This is a genomic window from Oribacterium parvum ACB1 (genome assembly GCF_000238055.2).
Classification (GTDB): domain Bacteria; phylum Bacillota; class Clostridia; order Lachnospirales; family Lachnospiraceae; genus Oribacterium; species Oribacterium parvum.
In genome coordinates this window covers 595,399-616,511 of sequence record NZ_KE148312.1, presented here as the reverse complement: position 1 = coordinate 616,511, position 21,113 = coordinate 595,399, and the positions used below count along the sequence as shown (strand labels likewise).

The window sequence follows — 21,113 nt, the reverse complement described above, 5'->3', positions numbered from 1 at the left end:
AAAAGAAGCTCGAGGATCTGTTCCTCGGGCTTCTTTTTTACGCGGAAAATCCTACGGAAAAACATTGGATGATTTAAGGAAAATCTTGACGAATAAATCCTGTTTTTATAAAATATTAATAAAAAAATGGGTCGAAAACGGATAAAAATCTATAATATTGTCGATAAACAGTTAAGGGTACTTGTGCATATAGGAAAGTTGCAGAAGTATATATCATACACGAAATTAAGAAAGCCGAGGTATATGATGAAAAAACTGGGGAGAGAGAAGGATATCCATTCCGGGAGTGGCTTATTTAAGCAGAAATTATGGTCAAGGCAGATCTTCAAAAAAGGAATGGCGTATTTCCTGTGCTTTGTTTTACTTGTAGGAAGTATGCAGGGAATAAGCTGTGCAGAGGGAAATTTGGAAGAGACAGCCGAACGGATTGAGTCGGAAGAACCGCAGAGTGTAAGCCATGATAGCGAAAATGAGCAGAGTGCCTCTTCAGAAGAGGGGATTCCATCCGTTAATGGAGAGGAAGCCGGCAATCAGGCTGAAAACGGAGAAAATATTGCAGAAGACCGCCCGGAGGAGATAGGCGCTGTGGATGGCTCCGAAGAAAATTCTGAAGCGGGAGAGTCCGGACTTTCCGAAGAAGAAGTACAGAAGAAAAAGGCGGAATATATGGACGCCTCTTCTTTTAGCGTGCAAGCAGATCATGATCTTATAGTAACGGCTTCTTTTGGAGATAAGACCTTTTTTGAAGGAACCAAGATGAAGGTAGAAGTACTGGAAGAAGAATCCATTATCGAGGAAGCAAAGGCTGCATTGGAAGCACAATATCGTAAGGAGGATGCGAAGAAAGAAGCGAAGGCAGAATCAAAGGCAGAATCAACGGAAGAAGCAAATGAAGATAAAATAGAATTAAAAGAAGAAAAAGGTGAGTCAGAAGAAGAAAAAGAAGTAGAAGAATCAAAAGGAGAATCAGAAGAAGAATCGGAGATAGAGATTCTGGAAGTGGTGGATATTTCCTTTTACCGGGAAATTGACGGGGTAGAAAAGGAAGTCCAGCCGAAGAATGGGAAAAAAGTTGAAATCCGTCTGGAAAAGACGGAAAAAATAAAGGAAGTCCTTGAAGAAGATGGGAAAGAAGAGCTTATAGGGGAAGATGCAGAAGACTCGAATACGCAGGAAGAATCTTCAGAGACAAGAGAAGCGCAAAGCAAGGCAGAGGAAGCAGAAGGAAAGAACGAAGGCAAGAAAGTAGAAGAGAAAGTAACGGATTCCGAACTTGCAAAAAAATTCGAAGAACATCTAGAAAAAAATGAAGAAATAGAAAAAGAAGTAGATAAAATTAAAAAAGCGGAGAAGGAAGAGAAAAAGACTAAAGCAGAGAGTGAAAATAAAACGGAAAAAGAAGCTAAAACGGAGAAAGAAGCCAAAACGGAGAAAGAAACTAAAGCGGAGAAAGAGGATAAAAAGGAGAAAGATGAGATAGAAGCGGAGGCTGAACTTCGCATTGTGCATCTTTCCGAGGGACGTCCTACAGAGATTCTTCCGGTCAAGGAAGAGGAGGAAAGTTTCGTTTTCTCCACAAAACATTTCAGTACCTTCTTACTGGCAAGAAGGAGAAGAGACCTGGGGATTGTTACGCATGAATTGCGGGCGTATTGGAAAGATCCGGCGGATCCTCATGCCGGGACTTCGGCGGCAAAGACCGGGCATAGCTATACGGATGGCAGTAATGGTGATATTCGAAAACAGGTAAAACTAAGCATTGTCCCGCCTGAAAATTATTCCAATGCATTGAATACGACAACACTTGCGGTAGAGATGACCCTAAGAGGAGATAAAAATACAAAATACAATCCCGGGACTGTAAAGCTTTATATCCCTGCCCGTATCTTTAAGGGCTGGGATGATACCGCTTGGAATCAAAATAAAATCACTGTATCTTCCAATAGGGAAAACTGGGTTTACAAGGTGGAGGATCCCATTAAGCATGGTATTCCCTTGGCACCGGATACCAACGACCAGAGCAGCTTCAACTATACCTTGGAAGAAAAGGATGGGGAGCCCTTCTTGTGTTTACAGAACTATAACGTATTAAGTGGCGGTATCACCTTTAAGGCGGACTTTGCGTATAACCTCACTCCCAGCATGTTGAAGGTGCATCATGATAATGCACTGAATAAAGGTGTCTACGATTACGAGTTCCCTATTCAATTAAAGATTGAAAACAGCGGACCCCTAAATGGAGAGTCCGAGAAAAGGATGTCGGTTCATGTGGAAACCAAAGTCAATCCGACGAAGGTCACATTAAAGCCCGGTACTGCCGATGTAAATGGAGGTGTATTCTTTAAATGGGATCCTACTTGGGGTCCGGAGCCGGCCGGCGCAAATAACTTCTTTTATGCCGTTTGGTATGTAAGAGTAGACAGGGCAAGGGGAAGTTCACAGCCCTTTAAATATCAGCTTAACATCGACGAGCTTGATCCTACCAAAACAGATGGCGGTATCCTTGTCGGCGCGAAAAAGATGCCTATGGATAGTAGAGCAGACTACTTTTTGTACAATTTGGACGGGCAGGATAATATCGAAGTTTATGCACGAGACGGATATAGAAATATCACCAAGAATATGAATTATCCGCCTACTGCCCCACTCCCGGCAGGAAATGAACGATACCTTGTAAATCCTCTTAGAAGAGATCAGCCTGGTATATCCCAAGACCCCAGCGCTTACAGATTACCGGATAATGAACCGTATCTAACGGAACACAATTACTCTCCCAATGCGAGATACAATTCTCAGCTCTATGCCCTTTTATTTAAGTATCCCTATTCAAAATTGAGAGCGGCATTGGATGATCCTACACAAAATGTAGCGAGGGATGGATTACAAATAAAAAATGAGATTCAATTTACGGAAATCTGGGCGGATGGACACAGGAGGGAGAATATACCTGTCACGCAGAGCGAGGTGATGAGAATCTTCCCTGCTCCAAAGGATGGCGGTCTGTTTTCCTATAAAAAATATGCTGTTGAGGAAAGACAGAACTATCTGGATATCTTTGGCTTACAGAGTATCTATAAGGAAGGAACTGCCGCCCCCTTACGACATGGAACTAGGACCAAGAGCTTTAGCCTTTCTGCGATGTACAATGCAAGTGCCGGAAATATAGTTTTTTCCGGATCGAATTATTCTACTTCAAACGGAAGTGCGGATCCGAATGGTTCCGGAGTTACGATCACTGACGGAAAGTACTATCTCTTTTCTTCCAAAATACGTTACCCGAGTCCTTTGAACGGAAAACCCGTTAGCACGGACCTTGCAAAGAATGATCTGTATGGGCTCACACATGATGAGGGAACAAACGACTTTTATCGGGGAACATACTATGTTCTTACGGAGGATGACTATCATTATAGCAGTATCTATCTGGATTGGATGAAGGTTTATGATGTGGAGCAGGTCACGAATCATCTGGTTTCCGGCGTTGTTAATTTTAATCAAAAGCCCAACATACGGACGAGGAATCAAACCTATCCTCCGGTAGAAGTATGGTTGAGAAAAAAAGGTCATACAAACTACTTTAAGTATGGAGCATTTTCCTATGATAGCTACGGAAAACCGGTGTTTACTCCGGAGCCGGGATACACGGCGGTCTATACCGCGAATTCCGGAGCGGCTATTGGTGTAAACAACCAGATTAGTCTGGAGCATGTTTTCCCGGATAAAAATGCGATAGTAGGATTGCAATTAAGGCAAAACTCCCCCTACTATAGGAATGAGTTTGAATGTAGCTATGCCATGGACATTACCCCGACGCAGGGAATGAAGGATGCCATATCTGCCACTATGGAGAGAACGGATGACTATAATGTCAATTTTCTTGCAGGAGCCGCAGTTGCAGAAGGCAGACAATATAGCAAAGCTCCTGTAGGAACACGTATTGGGCATTACTGGCCGCAGATAGGCTATGTCCTGACCCCCTTAAACATCGTTTCCACACTTAACAAGCTCAACAAAAACTATGTGGATCATCCTGAAACCGGTACACAAACCATCGATGTCTGTGTTCAAGGAACGAATTACGGTTCATTACCCGCCAGTCTTCAAGGGGATGAATATACCAAAGTCTATCAAGTTAACCAAGGCATCATCTATGATTTATTGCCCGCCGGAACGGAGGTCATCGACAGTTCGATTGATATCGGAACATGGATTGACGGTTGGGATGTTACGGATTCCTTGCGATATCAGAGGGGAACAGATCATGATTATACGGTTGAAATCTCTAAAAACTGGGAAGGTTCGGGGCAGGATATGATGATCATTCGCTTTTCCGCACCGAATGATCCCGTTCACCGTCTTTGGAATAAGCGTTTTAACCGAAGCGGCTGGAAGCTGACTTATACCCTAAGTAACCCCTACTTCAATATTGTTGACAGGGGAAGAAATGTGGTGAATACCGTGGGGTATGTCAACACGGACCCGAACACGGTCTGGTTTGGGAACTATATATCCGATGAACGGGGGAAATTTCCTGTTCTGGAAAAGATTCGCTATTATAAGGATATTCGACATGATGCGGCTGAATTGAATCCTCGCTTTACCACTTCGGTTTTCCAAAGACCGATGGTCTATGGGCCGGTCACGGTTCTGGAAGCGGGCTTTACGAATACCGTATCAACAGAGATTAACTCGAATTATCTAACAGACAATATCAGCTATATGGGAGACCCTTATAAATATCGTATACTTTATCAGGCGGCTGCGACAACCAGAACCACGAATATGGTACTTTTCGATCTTTTAGGCGACAAGAACGGGGAATTTGACGGCGTAGATATTGAGACCTTGCTTACAAAGAGAACCTATGATCCTGCCAATTCGGCTACTTTGGATACGCTAAAACCCCGAGTATTCGTTTCCTACAGCGTTCCGACCGAGGCACAAAAAGACCTTGGTAAAGCACTGTATGATCCGGGCTATGCAACAGACGGGAATCCGAATAACCCGAAGAATACCGGTACAAGTATTTGGAAAGAATGGAATTATGAAAACGAGAGCGCAAATACCGGTATAGATAAGAAGCAGATTCAGGCTATCGCCTTTGACCTTCGTACTACAGCGGCCGGAAAGAAATTTACGCTGGACCAGCAAGGTTTACTGCTTGCCAATCTGAAAATGAAGGCAACGACAGATCAGGCGAAAGTCAGCGTGAAAAATGTCAATACGGCACAGATGAAGTGTATTCAGTTTAAGGGAACACAGCCGCCTTCCACTGCGATTGTGGAAACCTTGCAGTCGTTTGCAAAACATAAACTGGTAAAGCCGTATATTTTTGACCTTCCTGTAAAGAAGGTTCTGGAGATACAGCCTTTAACGTCTCCGGGCTCGATTAAGAAAAAATTCACTTACACTATGGAAGGTGTTGCCGGTGCACCGCTAGAGAATAAAGATGGACATCCTCTGGATCCGATAAAAAATCCCGATGACGACGGAGGTACGGCAAGCTTTACCGATATCCGCTTGCTTCGTCCCGGAACCTATAAGTATAAGATTAAAGAAGAAGGAGATGCTGCCGGTGTTACAAATGATATGGGAGAAAAGTTTGTTACCATTACCGTGACGGATCCGGACCATAAACAGCTGACCTCCAATTTGACCTACAATGCGGATCATCCCCTTATCTTCCGCAATATTTATAGGGCTGACCCTTATAAGACGGAATTTAAGGTGCAAAAATTCCTTACCGCAGCGCCCGGACTTAGGACACCGGATATCAGTAACCACTTTAACTTTACCTTAGAGAGAAAGAACGCTTCCTGTCCGATGCCTGCTGCTGCCGGGACGGCAAACAGTCTGACCCTTAAAAACCCGGATGCGGACGGCGGAGAGGTGAATTTTGGAGAGATTGAATTCTCGGCGCGAGGAGTGTATGAATACACGATTACGGAAAGTGGAGAGTATCCCGGAGTGGAAAATGACCAAAATCCGATAAGAAATATAAAGGTTTCGGTAAGGGACTTTGGAACTGGTAGGTTCTTAGCTTTGGTATCGGGAGATGATTTGGAATTCACGAACACTTTTAAGCCATATTCCACAGAGGGAAGAATAGAACTGGATAAGATTATTTCCGGTACGCCTCCCGCATCAGCTGCCAATTTCGAATTTAATCTGAAAGCGGAGGCCCCAGGTACAGGACAGCCTATGCCGGATGGCAGCTTCTCGGATAGTGAAATCGTGATGCTTGTGGGAGAGGGGCACACAGCCTTTGAGCCGATACATTTTACAGAACCGGGAACTTTCAACTATACCTTAGAAGAAGTGAATGACGGACTTCCCGGGTATACTTATGATCCTTCTGTCTATACAATCAGCTTTGATGTAAGACAAAGCGAGGATAGCATTTATGATTTGATTGTAGAAAAGAAGATTTATAAGGATGGAGAAGAAGTAACGGATATTCTCTTTGACAATAAATATACGCCAAGTTCAAGCGGTGGAATCGGCGGTGGCGGAGGCGGTCACGGTCCGAGGCCTATTGTCGTTGTTCCGCCGACCCCGGGAGGACCGGGAGAGCCGGAAATCATTCCCCCTGTTCCGGATGGGGGCACTCCGGAGGCTGAAAAGCCGGAGGAGAAGTGGAATAGTAATCCGAAAGTTCCGAGAACGGCTAGAGAAATAGAAAAGCGGATAGATGAGCTTCTTGCCATAAGCAGAAAGCGAGCCTTATCCGGTGAGGAATTGGCAGAATTAAGGCGTCTTAAAAAGCTTTTAAGCACTCTGCGAAAAGCGGGGCTTGGAAAGGTAAAAACAGCGGACAGCTCAAAGATGCTTTACTACGCTTTTGCCTTTGTCATGAGTACGCTTTGTATCGCTCTGTACTATCTTATGACGAAAAGAAGAAATAAGAAATAGCCTTTAAGAGTCAAAAAAAGGGGCTGTGAAAAATCAAAATAATTAAGGTATTCTTTGCAATATAGGTCTGAATGCGGGGTAGTCTGAGCCCGATACTTGCGAAAAACAAGAGAAACGCAGTTTTTCGCTTAGTATCCGTTACGTAAGGACAAACTTTTCATCAGAAAAGTTGTTCTGTACGAGACCAACTTCCGAAGGAAGTTGCTTTGCGAAGCAAAGTGAGCAGTGGTTAACAAAACCACTGCTCAGTCAGGCGAAGCTAGCGAGAGCGTGCCCCAAGTTCAGACCTATATTGCTTAGAAAATTATTTTGAATTTTACTTAGAGAGGCATTTGATCATGTAAGTAAAAATAACGCTTTAAAATTTTACTTATAGTAAGTATACTTATTCTAAGTAAAATAGATTTTACTTAGGGGGATGATATTTTGAAATTAGAAAATAATAGAGCAGGACAATTAAAGAAAATGCAAAGTGATTATCAATGCTTTGTTCCCCATAATCTAAAGGATATAAAGTTAAATATTGACAGCGAAATAAATGCTTTAGTCAATAAAGCATATTTACTATAAGGAAATATGACGAATTTGGTTTTTCCCCTAGTTTCCAAAATACTCTCCCTGCTTGTTCTGGTAGGAGCCGGGGTAGTACTGGTTAAAACGAAACTGTTAAAAAAGGAAGACAGCATTGCTTTATCGAAGATTTCGGTTTTTCTCCTGTCTCCCTGTGTTATCGTGAGTTCCTTTTCCATGAAGGTAGACGGTAAAGCGGGGCAAAGCCTTCTACTCTGCTTCTTCTATGCCATTCTGGCAAACTTCCTTTTTCTCTTTCTTGGCACTTTACTCAGAAAGCCGCTGCATCTCAGTCCTGTAGAGGAAATGTCTATGGAATACACGAACTGCGGAAATTTTGTTCTTCCCATCGTGGCGAGTGTCCTGGGAGAGGAGTATCTGCTCTATGTATCGGCGTACATCACCGTGTATAACCTCTTAGTCTGGACGCACGGGATTCATTTGTTTCAGGGAAAGGCGGGGCAACACAAAGAAGAACAATGTAAAGAGAAACAATCTGAAGAGAAACAATCCGAAGAAGAACAGTCTAGAGGAGGACAGAAACAAAACGCCTTTCTTAAAATCCTGCTTAACCCGAACATTCTTGCCATTCTTTTTGGTGTCTTTTTGTTCTTCACGAAGGTTTCGCTCCCGGCACCGATTTCCCTTGCCATCTCGGATTTAGGGAAAATGATTGGGCCTATTAGTATGTTGATTACCGGTATCATTTTGGGCAGTATGTCTTTCAAAAAGATAGTATCCTATCGAAGAATCTATATGGTTACGGCTTTCCGTCTGCTTTTCTTTCCTTTTATCTACCTTTTGCTGATTTCTGTGCTCAGCAGGATAGACGGTTTTTTGGATAATCCCGTCCTTTTCCTCGTGACCTTTTTAAGTGCCATGGCTCCGGCGGCCGCGAACGTTTCCCAGTTTGCCATCCTCTATGGAAAAGAAGAGGAGTATGCAAGCTGTATCAACATTTTCACGACCCTCTGTACTATCATTTCCATGCCGATTCTGGTATATCTTAGCGGGGTGATTCTGAAGTAGGAGGAAATCTGAAATTCCCTATTGGGAAAATAATGAGGAAACCGGTGGACGGAGAATTAGAGGAGAGGGCAACTGTCAACTTTTCGTTGACTACTGCCGAATAAGCGCGACATTTCCACCACCTCATCCGCCACTTCCTGTAAAAAGGCATAGTCGTGAGACACAAGGAAGAAGATTCGATCCTCTCGAATAGCGGACTTTAAGAGACGGGCGATGCGAAGCATATTCTTCTGATCCATCCCGCTTGTGGGCTCATCAAAGAAGAAAAGCTTTGCCTCCTGATAGAGGGTTGCGACAAGGGCAAGACGTTGCTTTTGTCCGCCGGAAAGACTCATAGGATGACGGTCTTTTAGCTCGGATAGTCCTAGCGCATTGAGTAGTTCTTCTTTTGTCGTATTATGTGGCCTTGTCTTATTTTGTTCATTTTCTTGCCCGTCTATTATCCCCTCGCATCTCTCTTTCAGGCATCGTTTTTGTCCTGTCTTCCCCAGCTCCATCTCTTCTTCTACGGAGTCTCCAAACAATTGCTGATTCACGTCCTGCATAACCATGGCGGAAAGTTCAAGCCGTTGTCTTTTTCTGAGTTCTTTTCCGAAAAGAGAAAAATGGCTTCCTTTTTCGTTCTCTAAACCGCTGAGTTTACGAAGGAAGGTGGACTTTCCGATTCCGTTTTCTCCCACAATACCGTAAATTTTTCCAAAGGAAAAAGAGGCAAAGCCCTCTTCCTTATAATATCTTAGCGCTCCTTCATTTTTCCATTCCGGAAGAGAAAGGCTCGGTTTCGTTCTTGCGCGAAGCCCCATGGCTTTGATATTTTCCTCCGGAAGAGCCAGAAAATCTTCTTTGGAAAATAACTTGCAGAGTCTTCCCTTTTCTAAAAAAACCACCCGGTCAACTAAGTCCATCAGATAATAAAGGCGGTGTTCGGCGATAAGAATCGTAATTCCTTTTTCTTTCAGAGTGTGGAGCATGGTTTTTAGAACGGCAATGGAGCCTTCGTCCAGATTGGAAGAGGGCTCGTCCAAAACAAGAAAGGGGCAGCCGGAGAGATAGGCGGAAGCAAGGGCAAGAATCTGTTTTTCTCCGCCGGATAAGGCGAAGATATTTCGTCCAAGCAGTTTTTCGATAGGGAAAATGGAGAGAAGCTCTTCTATTCGCCTGTCCATTTCAGCTCGGTCCAGTCCCATATTTTCCATGGTGAAAAGCAATTCTCTTGTGGTGTTAATATTAAAAAAAATGGGTTTTCGGATTTTGGAAAACGGTGGCAATCCGTAGGGCAATTTTGTAAATGGGAAGGGAAGACAAGTCTTCTCCCTGAAAAAGGAGTTTCCCCCTGCTTTTTCCGTTGTAGTACTGATAAGCCAGTCCGTTTACGGCATGAATCAGGGAGGATTTCCCGCTGCCGCTTTCTCCCGTAAGAAGGAGACACTCTCCCTCTTTCATCGAGAGGGTTATGTCCTGTAGCACCGGGGCATTCTCCCCGTAGGATAAAGAAAAATCTTCGAAAGAAAGCATAAAAACTCCTTTTTATCACTTTTTTACTGTTTTTTTCATTAGAAGTTCAGCCCCAATCTAAGCAGGATAAGGAAGGGGATGAATCCTCCTCTTCGTTCCTTGATTGCACCGGGAAGAAATAGCGCAGTCACCGAATTCCCAAATAGTGTAGTCAGCGAACTCCAAAATAGCTTAATCCAAGTATCAGCAGGATTGAAAATAGAAAAACAGCGTCCACGATTTGCGGACGAACCGTATTGTAGCGCGTCTTTTTGACGGGATTCTCGATGCATTTGCACTCCGCCGCCTTCGCGATATCCTCCGCAATATTCGAAGAAATGATGAGGAGCGGAATGGAAACATAGAGCAGGTTTTGGATGGGATTCCGGGTCTGAATCCCCCGAATCTTCATGGCTCGCTCAATAGCTTTTTTCTCCTCCGTGAAGGCAGGGAAAAAACGGAACATCACGGCTATAGGGATGGAAATGCATTGGGGGATATGGAGAAAATCCATGGAGCTTAAGATGGCGCCTACATCCGAAGTTCGCATGAAAAAGCTTCCTGCAAGATAGGGCAAAAAAAGCAGACGAAAAATATAGAGAAAGGAAAAGAGGATGCGTAAGGGGACCGGCATAAAATACTGGGCAGAGTACCCCGGAATAAAGCAGAGCACGGCAAAAACAAGTGGGGAGAACAGAGCGGTTCTTCGGAAGCCATTCAGAAAGAAGAAGACAGAGAAGAGAAGCACCACTGCCCATTCGCTGTAAAAGGGGAGATAGTGCATAATCGTGAAGCCTAAAAACAGTAAAACGAGAAGCTTGGTAATCGGGTTCGGATTAAAGGGATTCCGTTTTTCTGCCCAAGGTTTTTCTTTGATGCTACGCTCTAAATTACTTTTATTTTGCATTATTTTACTCCATACTGTTCTATTTCGTACTATTCTACTCTGTACTATTCTACTCTGTACAGTTCTACTCTGTACTGTTCTATTCCGTATTGCTTAGCTTCGTATTGCTTAGCTCCGTGTTGCTCTGCTCTGCCTTGTTCTACTCGTATTGCTCTGCTCCGTCTTGCTATACAATTCCCGCTTTTTCAAAATGTTTCTTCAATAGCTTTCTTCCGAGAAAGGCACCGAGTAAACCGAAAAGGAAGGTGCAGACATAAACGATAGCCATATTTTGCACACTAATCAGCTTCTCAATGGCATTTCCGTAGTTCTCTCCCATTTCTTTTATCACAAACTCCATATAACGCTCTTTCAAAAGAAGCATTTGCAACAAGGAATTGCAGGGACAGAGACTGAAAATCGCATAACTTAGCATCGTGAAAGAGCCGGATTGATAGTTTCCTATCCGCCGGATTCCTTCTGCAAGGAGGCAGAAGAGAAGGGAGAGGAGAGGCACCACAAAGGTATGCCCAAACAGGAACATGATACAGGGGCCTATCATGCCGAAAATGAGCAGTCCAAAGGGCTTATTCACCTTTGCCATAAAGAGCATGACGATAGGCCCACCGATAAGGGCGCAGGCAGCAGGATAGACGAGATATAAAATCGGAACGACACCCATCATCCCGACAGCAAACATACAGATAAAGTAAATCACGACAAAAACGCCGATGACAACCAGGTCTTTAATAGTCAGTTTGTTTCTATTCATAAAGCAAATCTCCCTTCATGCGTTAAGTCTCTTTTCAAAAAGTAAGCCCCCTTCCAATAAGTTAGCTTTCTTTCCTACAGTATGTCTTTTTCCTACAGTATGCCTTTTTTCTACAGTATGTCTTTTCTCTAAAGCATATCCTTTTCCCTTGTTCCGCATATTTGAAATTGATCCTGCAAGGCTTTGTTTTTTTGTCTCGAAGCGACCGGTTTTAGTAGATGAATTCCTCTGCAAGCCTGCTCTTTTCAACCAGATTCCGATAGACTTTGGAGCGCTCCAGCAGTTCTTCGTGGGTACCCACCGCATCCACCTCACCGGAGGACAGAACCAAGATACGGTCTGCTTTCTCAATGGACTTCATTCGGTGGGAAATAAGAACTACAGTCCGGTTTTTTCCACGGATTAAGCTGCTGAGGCTTTCCTGAATTTTTCTTTCGTTATCAATATCCAGATTTGCGGCAATTTCATCTAAGAGGAGGATAGGAGCATCCTTTAAAAAGGCTCTTGCGATAGAAAGACGCTGTCTTTCTCCTCCGGAGAGCTCTGCGCCGTTTTCTCCGATTCTTGTTTGGAAGCCATCGGGAAGCTTTTCAATAAAGTCCAGACAGTTCGCAAGACGTGCCGCTTCCCGCACTTCCTCTTCCGTGGCATCCCCTCTTCCCAGACGGATATTTTCCAAAATGGTGGTATTAAAGAGGTTCACTTCCTGAAAGACTATGGAGATTTTTTGGAAAATGGAGTCGGTAGCTGTGTTTTGTAAATCCTTTCCGCTGATGAAAATCTTTCCGGAATTTGCATCATAAAGTCTGGAGAGTAAGCGTAAAATGGTGGTTTTTCCGCAGCCGGAGGGGCCTACTAAAGCGAAAAGTTCTCCTTCCTTTACCGACAGGGAGACGTCTTTCAGAATCGCCCTGTCTTCATTGTAAGAGAAGGACACATCCTGAAAATCAATGGAGAAGTCGGAAAGGGTTGTACTGAGCCCTTCCTGCTTCTTTGCCGCCTTGATTTCGGAGATGCGCTGCACCGCCGGTGCGATATAGAAGATCTCCATCAGGCTTTCCTTGGAAATGTCGAAGATTTCCTTTAATTTCATGGAGGCGATGATAAAGCCTAAGAAGTAGAGAATGGAAATGCTGCCACTTCGATAGAGCGGGAAACCGACGAAAATTACTGTAGCCACACTTAAGAAAGCAAAAATGGCAGAGCATCCCACGACGATAAAGGAGCTCATTTCCGTCTTCAAGTGGAGCTTTTCTTGCTTGTCCATTTTTTGAAATAAGGCTTCTCTAACCTCCTTGTCAGGGAGAAAGCTGCTGATTTCCTGATGCAGGTCGATATGTTCCTGGAAAGCTTCCGCATTTTCCCGCAAAAGATGATAGTACTTTTGATTGTTTTGCAGTACGAGCTTTCTGGATAAGGGAATCAAAAGAAAGCTGAAAATCGCAGGGAGAAGGGTGGCAAGGGACAGCTTCCAGTTTGAGAAGCACATCAGGATTCCCATAATCGGGAAGAAGAAAAACATGGCCACGATTTTGGGAACAGAATGGCTTAGGGCGTGTTCAATCCTCTCCACGTCAGACATAATGCTTTCCGACAAATCACTTAAGTCATGCTTGGAAAAATAGGCAATGGGAAGGTCTGCCAGGGTTTCCGCAATGTTCTTTCTTAAGTTTGCGGATTCTTTGTAGGTCGCATTATAGAGGCAGACATATTCCTTGGAAAGCAGGAGGTAGAGAAGGAGCAGGATACCGAGCGCCGGAACAATCAGCTCCCATGGCGAGAAGGCATTCCTATCCGTATTTTCCAGAAGGAGCTTTGCGATATAGAGTAAGAGCATAACGGGGCACATATTGATGCAATAGCTAAGAAAGCAGTAGAGGCTGGCTTTTTGCAGGTTTTTTGCACCCTGCTCCGTAAGGGAGAACTGTTTTTTGAACCAATTCATCATTTGTTTATCCTCCAATCTTCCGTAGTTTGATAAAGTTCCCAGAGCTTTTTATAACGACTGTCTCTTTGCAGAAGCTCCTTACTGCTTCCTCGTTCCACAATCTTTCCCTCTTCCAAAACCAGTATTTCATGTAAGCCTTGAATACTGGACAGGCGGTGAGCAATCATAATCACGGTTTTCCCCTGAATCAGATTCTTAAACGCATTTTGCAGGGCATACTCCTGATCCGCATCGATGGAAGCACTGGCTTCGTCCAGAATTACGATGGGAGCATCCTTTAAGATGGCTCTGGCAATGGCGATTCTTTGTTTTTCTCCACCGGAAAGGTAAACGCCTTTTGCACCGATTAAGGTATTTTCTTTCTCGGGAAAACGCTCCAGAATTTCCCTGCAACCTGCCAAGTCCAAAGCCCGATGCACTTCTTCCGGAGTAGCATCCGGTTTTCCTAAGAGCACATTTTCATAAATTGACTTATGGAAAAGCTTGCTATCTTGGAAAACAAAGGAGATGGCCTTACACAGGGCATTCTTGCTATAGCTTTCAATGGGCAGATCCCCGATTCGAATCTGTCCTTTATCTACTTTGTAGAAGCCGGAGAGGAGCTTTGCAATGGTGGATTTTCCGGAGCCGGAGTGCCCCACAAGGGCATAGCTTTTTCCCTCTTCCAAGCGGAAGGAAAGTCCTTCCAAAACCTTCTTGTCTCCATAGGAAAAGTCTACATTTTCGAACTCCATGCTGTAATTTGGGAACTTTTCTTCCTTGCCGTATTGGAGGCTGTCTTCCTGCATTGCCTTATAGAGCTTTTCCATTTCGTCGATGGCAAAGCTTGCATTGAAAATGTACATGCCGGACCACATGATTTTCATGAAAGCCACCATGATGACGCCGTCCAGAAAGAAAATCATAATCAAATCGATGATTAGTTTTTCGGGATGGGCTTCTTTTACAAGGAGAAAGGACAGGGGAATCGACAGAATCGGAATTAAGCCTAAAAAGATCCATTGGTAGAGAACATAGGGAGTTTTACAGCTTAAACTGTATTCATAAGCGTACTTTGCATAGCTTTCAATGGCCTCTTTCATGGCTTTGAAGCTTTGCAGGCGGTTTCCGAAGAGTTTCACGACCTGAATACCCCGAACATACTCCACGGTTTCTGCACTGAGATGATTTAAGGCTTCCTGATAAAACTGCATAAATTGGCTGCCGCCCATCATTTTCTGTAGGAAGAAGCCGCTAATCAGAACAAGAAGAAGGAGAATGATGCCCACCCGAAGACTCACAAAGAAGCCAAGAGCAAGGCTTAGGAGAGGCACAAGAAATGCCTGGGCACTGTCCGGAATCATGTGGGCCACTGCCTGATGGGTTTTCTCTGCATTGCTGTCAATGGATTTCCGAATGTAGCCGGATGAATGCAGGTCGTAAAAACGAAACGAAGCGGATGCCAATCCCTCAATCCCTTTCTTCCGGAGATTTGTCTCCAGGCGGAAGGCAAAGATGTGGGATAAGACACCGGAGAAGAGATAGCAAAGTCCTGCCAGGGTAAGGGCAAGTACAATTTTCAGACTCAAGATATAGCTCTGCCCTTCGTCTCGGAAAAGGATTAGGTTTTCCAGAAAGAAGTAGAGGAGCATATAGGCATAGACCAGAATCACTCCGGAAAGGAGGGAAGTCAGGATAGAAAGGATTCCCGGTACAATTTTTTCCGGAACGTAGCGAAATACTTTTTTGTAAACGTTCATGAAGGCCTCCTAAGAATTGTTAGTAACAACTATCTAAATAGTGAATAGATAAGCATAATATTAATAAATATCATATAATAGTTAGTTGTATATAACAATAGAGAGACAAGTATTTTTCTAATCGTTCTCTATAAATAGTTTATTTTCAAGGATAAATTTTTGAAATAGAAAAAATGGGATGGGGACAAGATATTCATTTTTCAATAGTGGAAGAGTATAGGAAAAAGTTTTTCCCTATGCTATAGTTTTCTGACTGTTTCAGCTTATGAAATGAGGAAGGATGGAAGGTTCAATGGAAGAAGAATTCAGAAAAATGCGTCGATTTAGGCAAGAAATTACGGAGGAGGAATGTAGACAGGTACTGAAAGAAGCCCCGAGAGGAGTACTTGCTCTTCGCGGAGAAAACGGTTATCCCTATGCTATTCCCTTAAATCAATTCTATAACGAAGAAGATGGAAAACTTTATTTTCACGGAGCGTTGCAGGGACTAAAGCTGGATCTCATTACAAAGAACAACAAAGTTTGCTTTACGGTGCTGGACGAAGGATTTAAGAAAGAAGGAGAGTGGCCTTGGCATTTTCGTTCCGTTGTTTGCCTCGGAAGAATGGAAATCGTAGAGAATCGGGATAAGGTGCTTTCCATTTGCAGAAAGCTTGCAGAACGTTTCTATCCTACAAAAGAGTCCATAGAAGAGGAAATCAGAAAAGCGGGGAGCAGGGTAAATGTGCTTGTGATGACGATTGACCGAATGAGCGGAAAACTCGTAAAAGAAGCATAGACAAAGGGGCTGTAAAAAATCAAAATAATAAAGGGATTCTTTGCAATATAGGTCTGAATGCGGGGGTAGTCTGAGCCCGTCGGTACTTGCGAAAAACAAGAGAAACGCAGTTTTTCGCTTAGTATCCGTTACGTGGCGAAGCTAGCGAGAGCGTGCCCCAAGTTCAGACCTATATTGCTTAGAAAACCATTTTGATTTTTTACAGCCCCTTCAAGTATTTCAAGTATGACAGTCTTTGGTATTACATAATTCTTCGCTTTATCCCACTATTTCTACGCCATCGGGCAGAAGCTCTGCATTCACGATGGAGTTTCCGCTCATTTTCACTCTCTTTAAGTTCGGGAGATTCCGAAGAATGGAGATGTCGGTGATATAGTTATTCGAGAAATCCACCTCTTCCAGTGTAGTCAGGCCGTCCAGGCAATCCAGGCTTTGCAGTTTATTGTTACTGATGTCGAGACTCTTTAAGGCCTTGTAATGAGAAAGGAAAGGTTTAATATTGGCGGAAAAATCTTCCGACTCGTTATCCACATTCCTAAGAATAGCCTGTGTGAGGGTCAGGCTCTCCACCGTGTTGTCATCCGCCATGCGGCTTAGGGAAACGGGAAGGACAGGATCACTACTTGCTACTTGGCTTTTGTTCGGAGTGAAAAGAAGTTCTTTTACCCCGGTATTTGTAAACGTCTCTGTATAATCCTTATAACGGCTGAAGGGGGAATCCTGAAATTCCAGCCTTGAAAGAGAGGGAAGTGCCCGAAGGACAGACCCGAGGTCCGGCTCTACCTCATCGGTAATGCCGTTTCCTATGATGGTAAGGTTCGTTAAAGCATTCATTCCCTGCAAAAAATCGGCGCTGTATTCACTACCATAGTTATCGATGGTGAGATTCTTTATGGAAGGCATGTGGGAAATGGAATCTCGGTCCATGGAATAACACTTCACATTTTCCAGCGCAGATAACCCGTGTAAGTCGGGAACATCATACGTGTGATAGCCGATGGAAAGTGTCTGTAAAGAACTGAGGGTGCTGAGCGCATTGACATTTTCCAGAGAAGAGCAGTCAATGGAGAGGCTATTTAAGGAAAGATGCCCCGATAAACCGTCCAGATTCAAAATCGAAAGATCTTCCAAGTTCAAGGACTTTAATTTCGGCATGTTCTGCACGAAGTTTAAGTCCTTCACATCCTTTAAATTCCGTAAGGAAAGCTGTTCCAGCTGCGGCATACCGGAAAGTACCCCGATATTTTCCACGGTAGAATCATTCGTTCCCAGTAGGTCCAGCTTACTCAGGCTACTTAAAGAAGAAAGAGGGGAAAGGTCCGTGGGCTTGTCTCCATAAAATCCCAGAGCAAGCGTCTTTAGCTTCGGAAAGTTTCGAAGGAACAGAAGCCCCTTCGTGTAGTCATCATCGATATGAACGGTGAGTTCTTCCAGAGAAGAAAATGCCTTAAAAGGAGCGTCCGGGTCTTCCCCTTCCGTATTCTCGTCGGAGTAGGAATCACCGGTAGCATCATCGTCCAGCATAATGTTGTAGAGACCGAGAATCTGCTCGGGGTGTGCGAAAAGTTTCGAGACAGTTTGAAAATCCTCATTTTGTCCGGAAAAATAGCGGAGATTGGTCAGATTCTTCAGTGTCTTCGCATCGGAGTCGGCATCATAGTTGAAATGCACCTGATATCCAAGGGTGAGCGTGGTGAGCCCCGTAAAAACCTGCATATCCGCTTCATCAATGGTATCTGTAGCGGGAAGATAAATGGTTTCCGGGTCCTTCGCCGTGCCGTCATCATTCACAGACTTTGCAAAGTCAAACTGCCATTGCTCATTTTTATCGGAATCGGCGCTGTTCACTTTTTGGATAGACAGGGCAGCGATGGAGCTATAATCCTCCGTTGTGATATCCTTAAGTTGCTTTCCGAAAGCCTTTTCTACGAAGCTCTTTACGGTTTCATCCTCCGGCACGCTGCGGAACGTTGCCGTCGTACGGGAAGTGTTTGTATAAGACGTACGAGGTGTGCGGAAAATGTTACTGAGAATGAGCATCAAGAAAATAAAAACAATTCCGCCAATGATGGCTACCGCCTGCAGTACACCGAAATCCTGCTGTACCGGAGCGCTTCTTTGCCCCATATTGACATTATCGATATGAATGTTCTGTGTAATGTTCGGCTTATTCGGCTCGATATAGACCTTTGTCTTGCAATAGGCACAGGTAACGAAGCCTTCCTTCATTCCATCCGGTATCGTGAGTTCTCCGTGGCAGTTCGGGCATTCCATTTTTGTAAGATTCATATTTTTCTTTCCTCTTTTCTGTCTCGTGTGTAGTAAAGATATTGTCACAACGCATATTGGAGACAGGTTCCATACTATTTTCTTTCGCTTTTGCGAACTTTTTAAGTATAGCACAGAGAAAGGATTTTTTGACGGTGGAATTTTGCTTTTTTAGCTTTTTTAGCTATTAGCAAAAGTACAAATATTTTATTGACGTTAGTCTAAACTAATGATAAGTTAGCGGGTGCAAAATAAATAGCAATCCAAAATAAATTAATTTAAGTAAGAAAACATTTTAAAATAAACTTTTAATGGTTTGGGGACAGCAATATTTTCCTTATACAATGCGAAGTTTAAAAAATGTCATTTTTAATTGGTTTTGGTACAAGATGCAAAGAGAAAGGAAGAGGAATCTATGGTAAAACGTGGGTTTTGTATGTAAAAAGAAGGAGCTGTAGAAAATTATTTTAATTTTTTACAGCCCCTTCTTTCGCTTCTTATTCTTAACGAGGATAGCTCGCAGAGCGTGCGATATCCCGTTCAGAAAGTACCGCGCTAAACTATCCTACGTTTAGGATATAGTGTCCGGTAACCAGAGAATAGATTCCCATGATGACGATGGCGATGCAAGCAATCAATCTGATGGGGTGAATGGTTGTCGGTGTGTCAACCTGCTTTGCATAGCGGATGTTTTGAATCTCTGCGAAGCTGATAGCGGCACAAACAAGGGTAACAACGATGGTCATAATCTGTTTTTGTGACATAATAATCTCCTTTTTCTTCTTTATAAAATATAGGAAAGCACTTACGGTATCATCCTCCTTCCCGGAGAAAATATCGTGAAATGTATTTTCTGTAGCTTCTGTAGGACCGGAGTCGATTTTTCCTTATACCGGATTAGTTGGCATGAGTGCCGGTGTTGTCCTCTCCGGATCCGCTTGTGTATTCGTTACTGCTGTCCGCATATTCACTGAGATGGGAAAGACCGCTCAAATCCGGAGAGGCGGTATAGCTTCCTGCCAGAGGAACACTATGGCTTTCATTCAGAATCGGATAGGACGGCAGCGCCTTCTTATCGGAGAAGTAGGTTGTAATGGTGGCGAGAGCGCCGGTTCCCATGGTGAATGCCCAAAGCTGATAAAGGTTTCTGTGATAGCTTGCGGCAACCTGCGGATCATTTGCATCAAAAATATCTTGCATATATTGGAAACAATCGATAACGTGGGAAAAATCCTCATGGATAGCATCGGATAAAAGGAAGGCAAAGTCGAGCCGGTTTGCTAAATAGGACATTCCCGCCATGAATACAAGACAGACAGGGATACCAATGAGTCCGAAACGGCCGGCAAAGATCTTGTATCCGAGAACCGTTGTAAAGCCCATGATGACACCGCCGTAAAGCGATACATAGCCCAGTCTTGCGATAAAGAAGACGAAGATGGCACCGACAAAGGCACCGACGAGAGCACCGAAGATGCCGAGGATGATACCGGGCACCCCGCGGCTTTCATCCTTCTGCCGTTTTGCATCCGCATCCATTCTTAAGCTATCGAACTGTGCTCTGGTATAGACATGGCTTCTTCCGCTCAGACAATAGAGGGAGATATCTTCTTCCTCCCCATCTATTTCACTACAGTTCACTAAGCCGTTTTCAGCAAAGTGAGAAACGAGCTCGGCAATGCCGTCAACCATGTTTTGGATAGTCCCTTTATTGGTAAACCCGTTTTTAATGATTGCGCTGGTAAGGTAGCCGGACAGATTGATGGTGCTTACCGCTTTAATGTCTTTAGAAATTAACTTCATTAAGTCTTTGCTGGGATGATTCCCCATCTGCGACAGGGAAAAGCAGCATTCATGATATTTACCGGTGTAACGGATGTAAAGGTAATACCCGTTAAAAATACCGGCGGCTTCTCCGATGTCCTCGAGGTATTTCAGCCCCAGAGCCTCCGCAACCGCCATAATGGTCTTACTTTTCATTTTCTTTTTATTCTCCTCCTTATTGTGAAAATACTTCTTTAATTAAAGATTTCCATTCAATTATAAAAATTAACCTTGGACATTATATATTCTATACTTGCTTATAGCAACGTAAATAGAATAAAATAAAGAAAAAAGGAAGATTGAAAAGGGACGCAGAGTTTTTTCCAAAAAGAATTGACAGACTGCGGTGTCTTATGCTATTTTCTTAATGTTCTGAGTATGCTGATGTAGCACAGTCGGTAGTGCGTCGCATTGGTAGTGCGGAGGTCACGGGTCCGATTCCCGTCATCAGCTCTATATCGCAGCGGAAGCTTCATTAGATAAGCTTCCGCTTATTTTTAACAGAATAGCTTTGAAAAAGGCTTGTGTTTATAGCTAAGTTCCATGATTTTCTGTAGAGTGATTTATGTCGATAATATAGAAGGGAAAATGGGAAGGAGGTTCCGAATGAAGGAAGGTATTAAAGTGGAATACCCCGTGATTGATGTTTATGCAACGGGAAAGAATATCGAACGCCTTAGAAAAGAAAAGGGATTGAGAGTGAAAGATATCTCTTCTTATATGGGATTTTTAGAACCTCAGGCAGTTTATAAGTGGCAGCAGGGGAAGGCACTCCCCAGTTTGGACAATATGTTCGCACTCAGCGTTTTGTTTCAGGTCCCTATGGAGAATATCTTGGTAAGACAGACTACAGAGATGGAAAAGGGAAAACATCTCGCTGCTTAAGCTTATTT

The 21,113-nt window shown here is 43.6% G+C and carries 14 protein-coding genes and 1 tRNA gene; 6 read left to right on the top strand and 9 right to left on the bottom strand.

The features are described from left to right. Nucleotides 1–243: 243 nt before the first annotated feature. The 3 genes from HMPREF9625_RS02915 (at nucleotide 244) to HMPREF9625_RS02910 (ending at nucleotide 8,511) form a co-directional block, all read left to right on the top strand. A complete protein-coding gene (locus HMPREF9625_RS02915; RefSeq protein ID WP_081637155.1) occupies nucleotides 244–6,912 on the top strand; it encodes a Spy0128 family protein in 6,669 nt (2,222 codons plus the stop codon). Nucleotides 6,913–7,338: 426 nt separating this feature from the next. Beyond that, a complete protein-coding gene (locus tag HMPREF9625_RS11305; protein WP_009538076.1) occupies nucleotides 7,339–7,482 on the top strand; it encodes a hypothetical protein in 144 nt (47 codons plus the stop codon). 6 nt (nucleotides 7,483–7,488) lie between these two features. Continuing rightward, a complete protein-coding gene (locus tag HMPREF9625_RS02910; RefSeq protein WP_009535508.1) occupies nucleotides 7,489–8,511 on the top strand; it encodes an AEC family transporter in 1,023 nt (340 codons plus the stop codon). A 56-nt stretch (nucleotides 8,512–8,567) separates the two neighbouring features. On the opposite strand, the gene HMPREF9625_RS02905 is transcribed toward HMPREF9625_RS02910, so the two are convergent. The 6 genes from HMPREF9625_RS02905 to HMPREF9625_RS02880 all read right to left on the bottom strand — a co-directional run bounded on the left by HMPREF9625_RS02905 (nucleotide 8,568) and on the right by HMPREF9625_RS02880 (nucleotide 15,350). Continuing rightward, nucleotides 8,568–9,707, bottom strand: a complete 1,140-nt coding sequence (locus HMPREF9625_RS02905; protein WP_330361192.1) for an ATP-binding cassette domain-containing protein — start codon at nucleotides 9,705–9,707, stop codon at nucleotides 8,568–8,570. 31 nt (nucleotides 9,708–9,738) lie between these two features. Continuing rightward, nucleotides 9,739–10,026, bottom strand: coding sequence for an ATP-binding cassette domain-containing protein (locus HMPREF9625_RS11580; protein ID WP_009535506.1), 288 nt, complete (start codon nucleotides 10,024–10,026; stop codon nucleotides 9,739–9,741). 151 nt (nucleotides 10,027–10,177) lie between these two features. Beyond that, nucleotides 10,178–10,912 (bottom strand): energy-coupling factor transporter transmembrane component T family protein, encoded by a 735-nt coding sequence (locus tag HMPREF9625_RS02900; protein ID WP_009535505.1) that lies wholly within the window; start codon nucleotides 10,910–10,912, stop codon nucleotides 10,178–10,180. A gap of 166 nt (nucleotides 10,913–11,078) precedes the next feature. Then, nucleotides 11,079–11,663 (bottom strand): MptD family putative ECF transporter S component, encoded by a 585-nt coding sequence (locus tag HMPREF9625_RS02895; protein ID WP_009535504.1) that lies wholly within the window; start codon nucleotides 11,661–11,663, stop codon nucleotides 11,079–11,081. 211 nt (nucleotides 11,664–11,874) lie between these two features. Beyond that, nucleotides 11,875–13,611: an ABC transporter ATP-binding protein gene (locus HMPREF9625_RS02885; RefSeq protein ID WP_009535502.1), complete on the bottom strand. Its 1,737-nt coding sequence runs from the start codon at nucleotides 13,609–13,611 to the stop codon at nucleotides 11,875–11,877. Further along, on the bottom strand, nucleotides 13,608–15,350 hold the full coding sequence (locus tag HMPREF9625_RS02880; RefSeq protein WP_009535501.1) for an ABC transporter ATP-binding protein: 1,743 nt from the start codon (nucleotides 15,348–15,350) through the stop codon (nucleotides 13,608–13,610). The genes HMPREF9625_RS02885 and HMPREF9625_RS02880 overlap by 4 nt, the downstream gene beginning before the upstream one ends. 292 nt (nucleotides 15,351–15,642) lie before the next feature. On the opposite strand from HMPREF9625_RS02880, the gene HMPREF9625_RS02875 reads away from it, so the two are divergent. Continuing rightward, nucleotides 15,643–16,128 carry a pyridoxamine 5'-phosphate oxidase family protein gene (locus tag HMPREF9625_RS02875; protein ID WP_009535500.1) on the top strand — a complete coding sequence of 162 codons (486 nt, stop codon included), beginning with the start codon at nucleotides 15,643–15,645 and terminating at the stop codon, nucleotides 16,126–16,128. A 258-nt stretch (nucleotides 16,129–16,386) separates the two neighbouring features. Here HMPREF9625_RS02875 and HMPREF9625_RS02870 read toward each other — a convergent pair whose 3' ends face one another. The 3 genes from HMPREF9625_RS02870 to HMPREF9625_RS02860 all read right to left on the bottom strand — a co-directional run bounded on the left by HMPREF9625_RS02870 (nucleotide 16,387) and on the right by HMPREF9625_RS02860 (nucleotide 20,376). Then, nucleotides 16,387–18,417, bottom strand: a complete 2,031-nt coding sequence (locus HMPREF9625_RS02870) for a leucine-rich repeat domain-containing protein (RefSeq protein WP_009535499.1) — start codon at nucleotides 18,415–18,417, stop codon at nucleotides 16,387–16,389. Nucleotides 18,418–18,956: 539 nt separating this feature from the next. Then, nucleotides 18,957–19,160 carry a hypothetical protein gene (locus HMPREF9625_RS02865; RefSeq protein ID WP_009535498.1) on the bottom strand — a complete coding sequence of 68 codons (204 nt, stop codon included), beginning with the start codon at nucleotides 19,158–19,160 and terminating at the stop codon, nucleotides 18,957–18,959. 133 nt (nucleotides 19,161–19,293) lie between these two features. After that, nucleotides 19,294–20,376, bottom strand: a complete 1,083-nt coding sequence (locus tag HMPREF9625_RS02860; RefSeq protein ID WP_009535497.1) for a hypothetical protein — start codon at nucleotides 20,374–20,376, stop codon at nucleotides 19,294–19,296. 224 nt (nucleotides 20,377–20,600) lie between these two features. On the opposite strand from HMPREF9625_RS02860, the gene HMPREF9625_RS02855 reads away from it, so the two are divergent. Both HMPREF9625_RS02855 and HMPREF9625_RS02850 read left to right on the top strand, forming a co-directional pair. Next, nucleotides 20,601–20,673: transfer RNA gene (locus tag HMPREF9625_RS02855), tRNA-Thr, on the top strand. Nucleotides 20,674–20,826: 153 nt separating this feature from the next. Then, nucleotides 20,827–21,105: a helix-turn-helix domain-containing protein gene (locus HMPREF9625_RS02850; protein ID WP_009535496.1), complete on the top strand. Its 279-nt coding sequence runs from the start codon at nucleotides 20,827–20,829 to the stop codon at nucleotides 21,103–21,105. Nucleotides 21,106–21,113 lie beyond the last annotated feature (8 nt).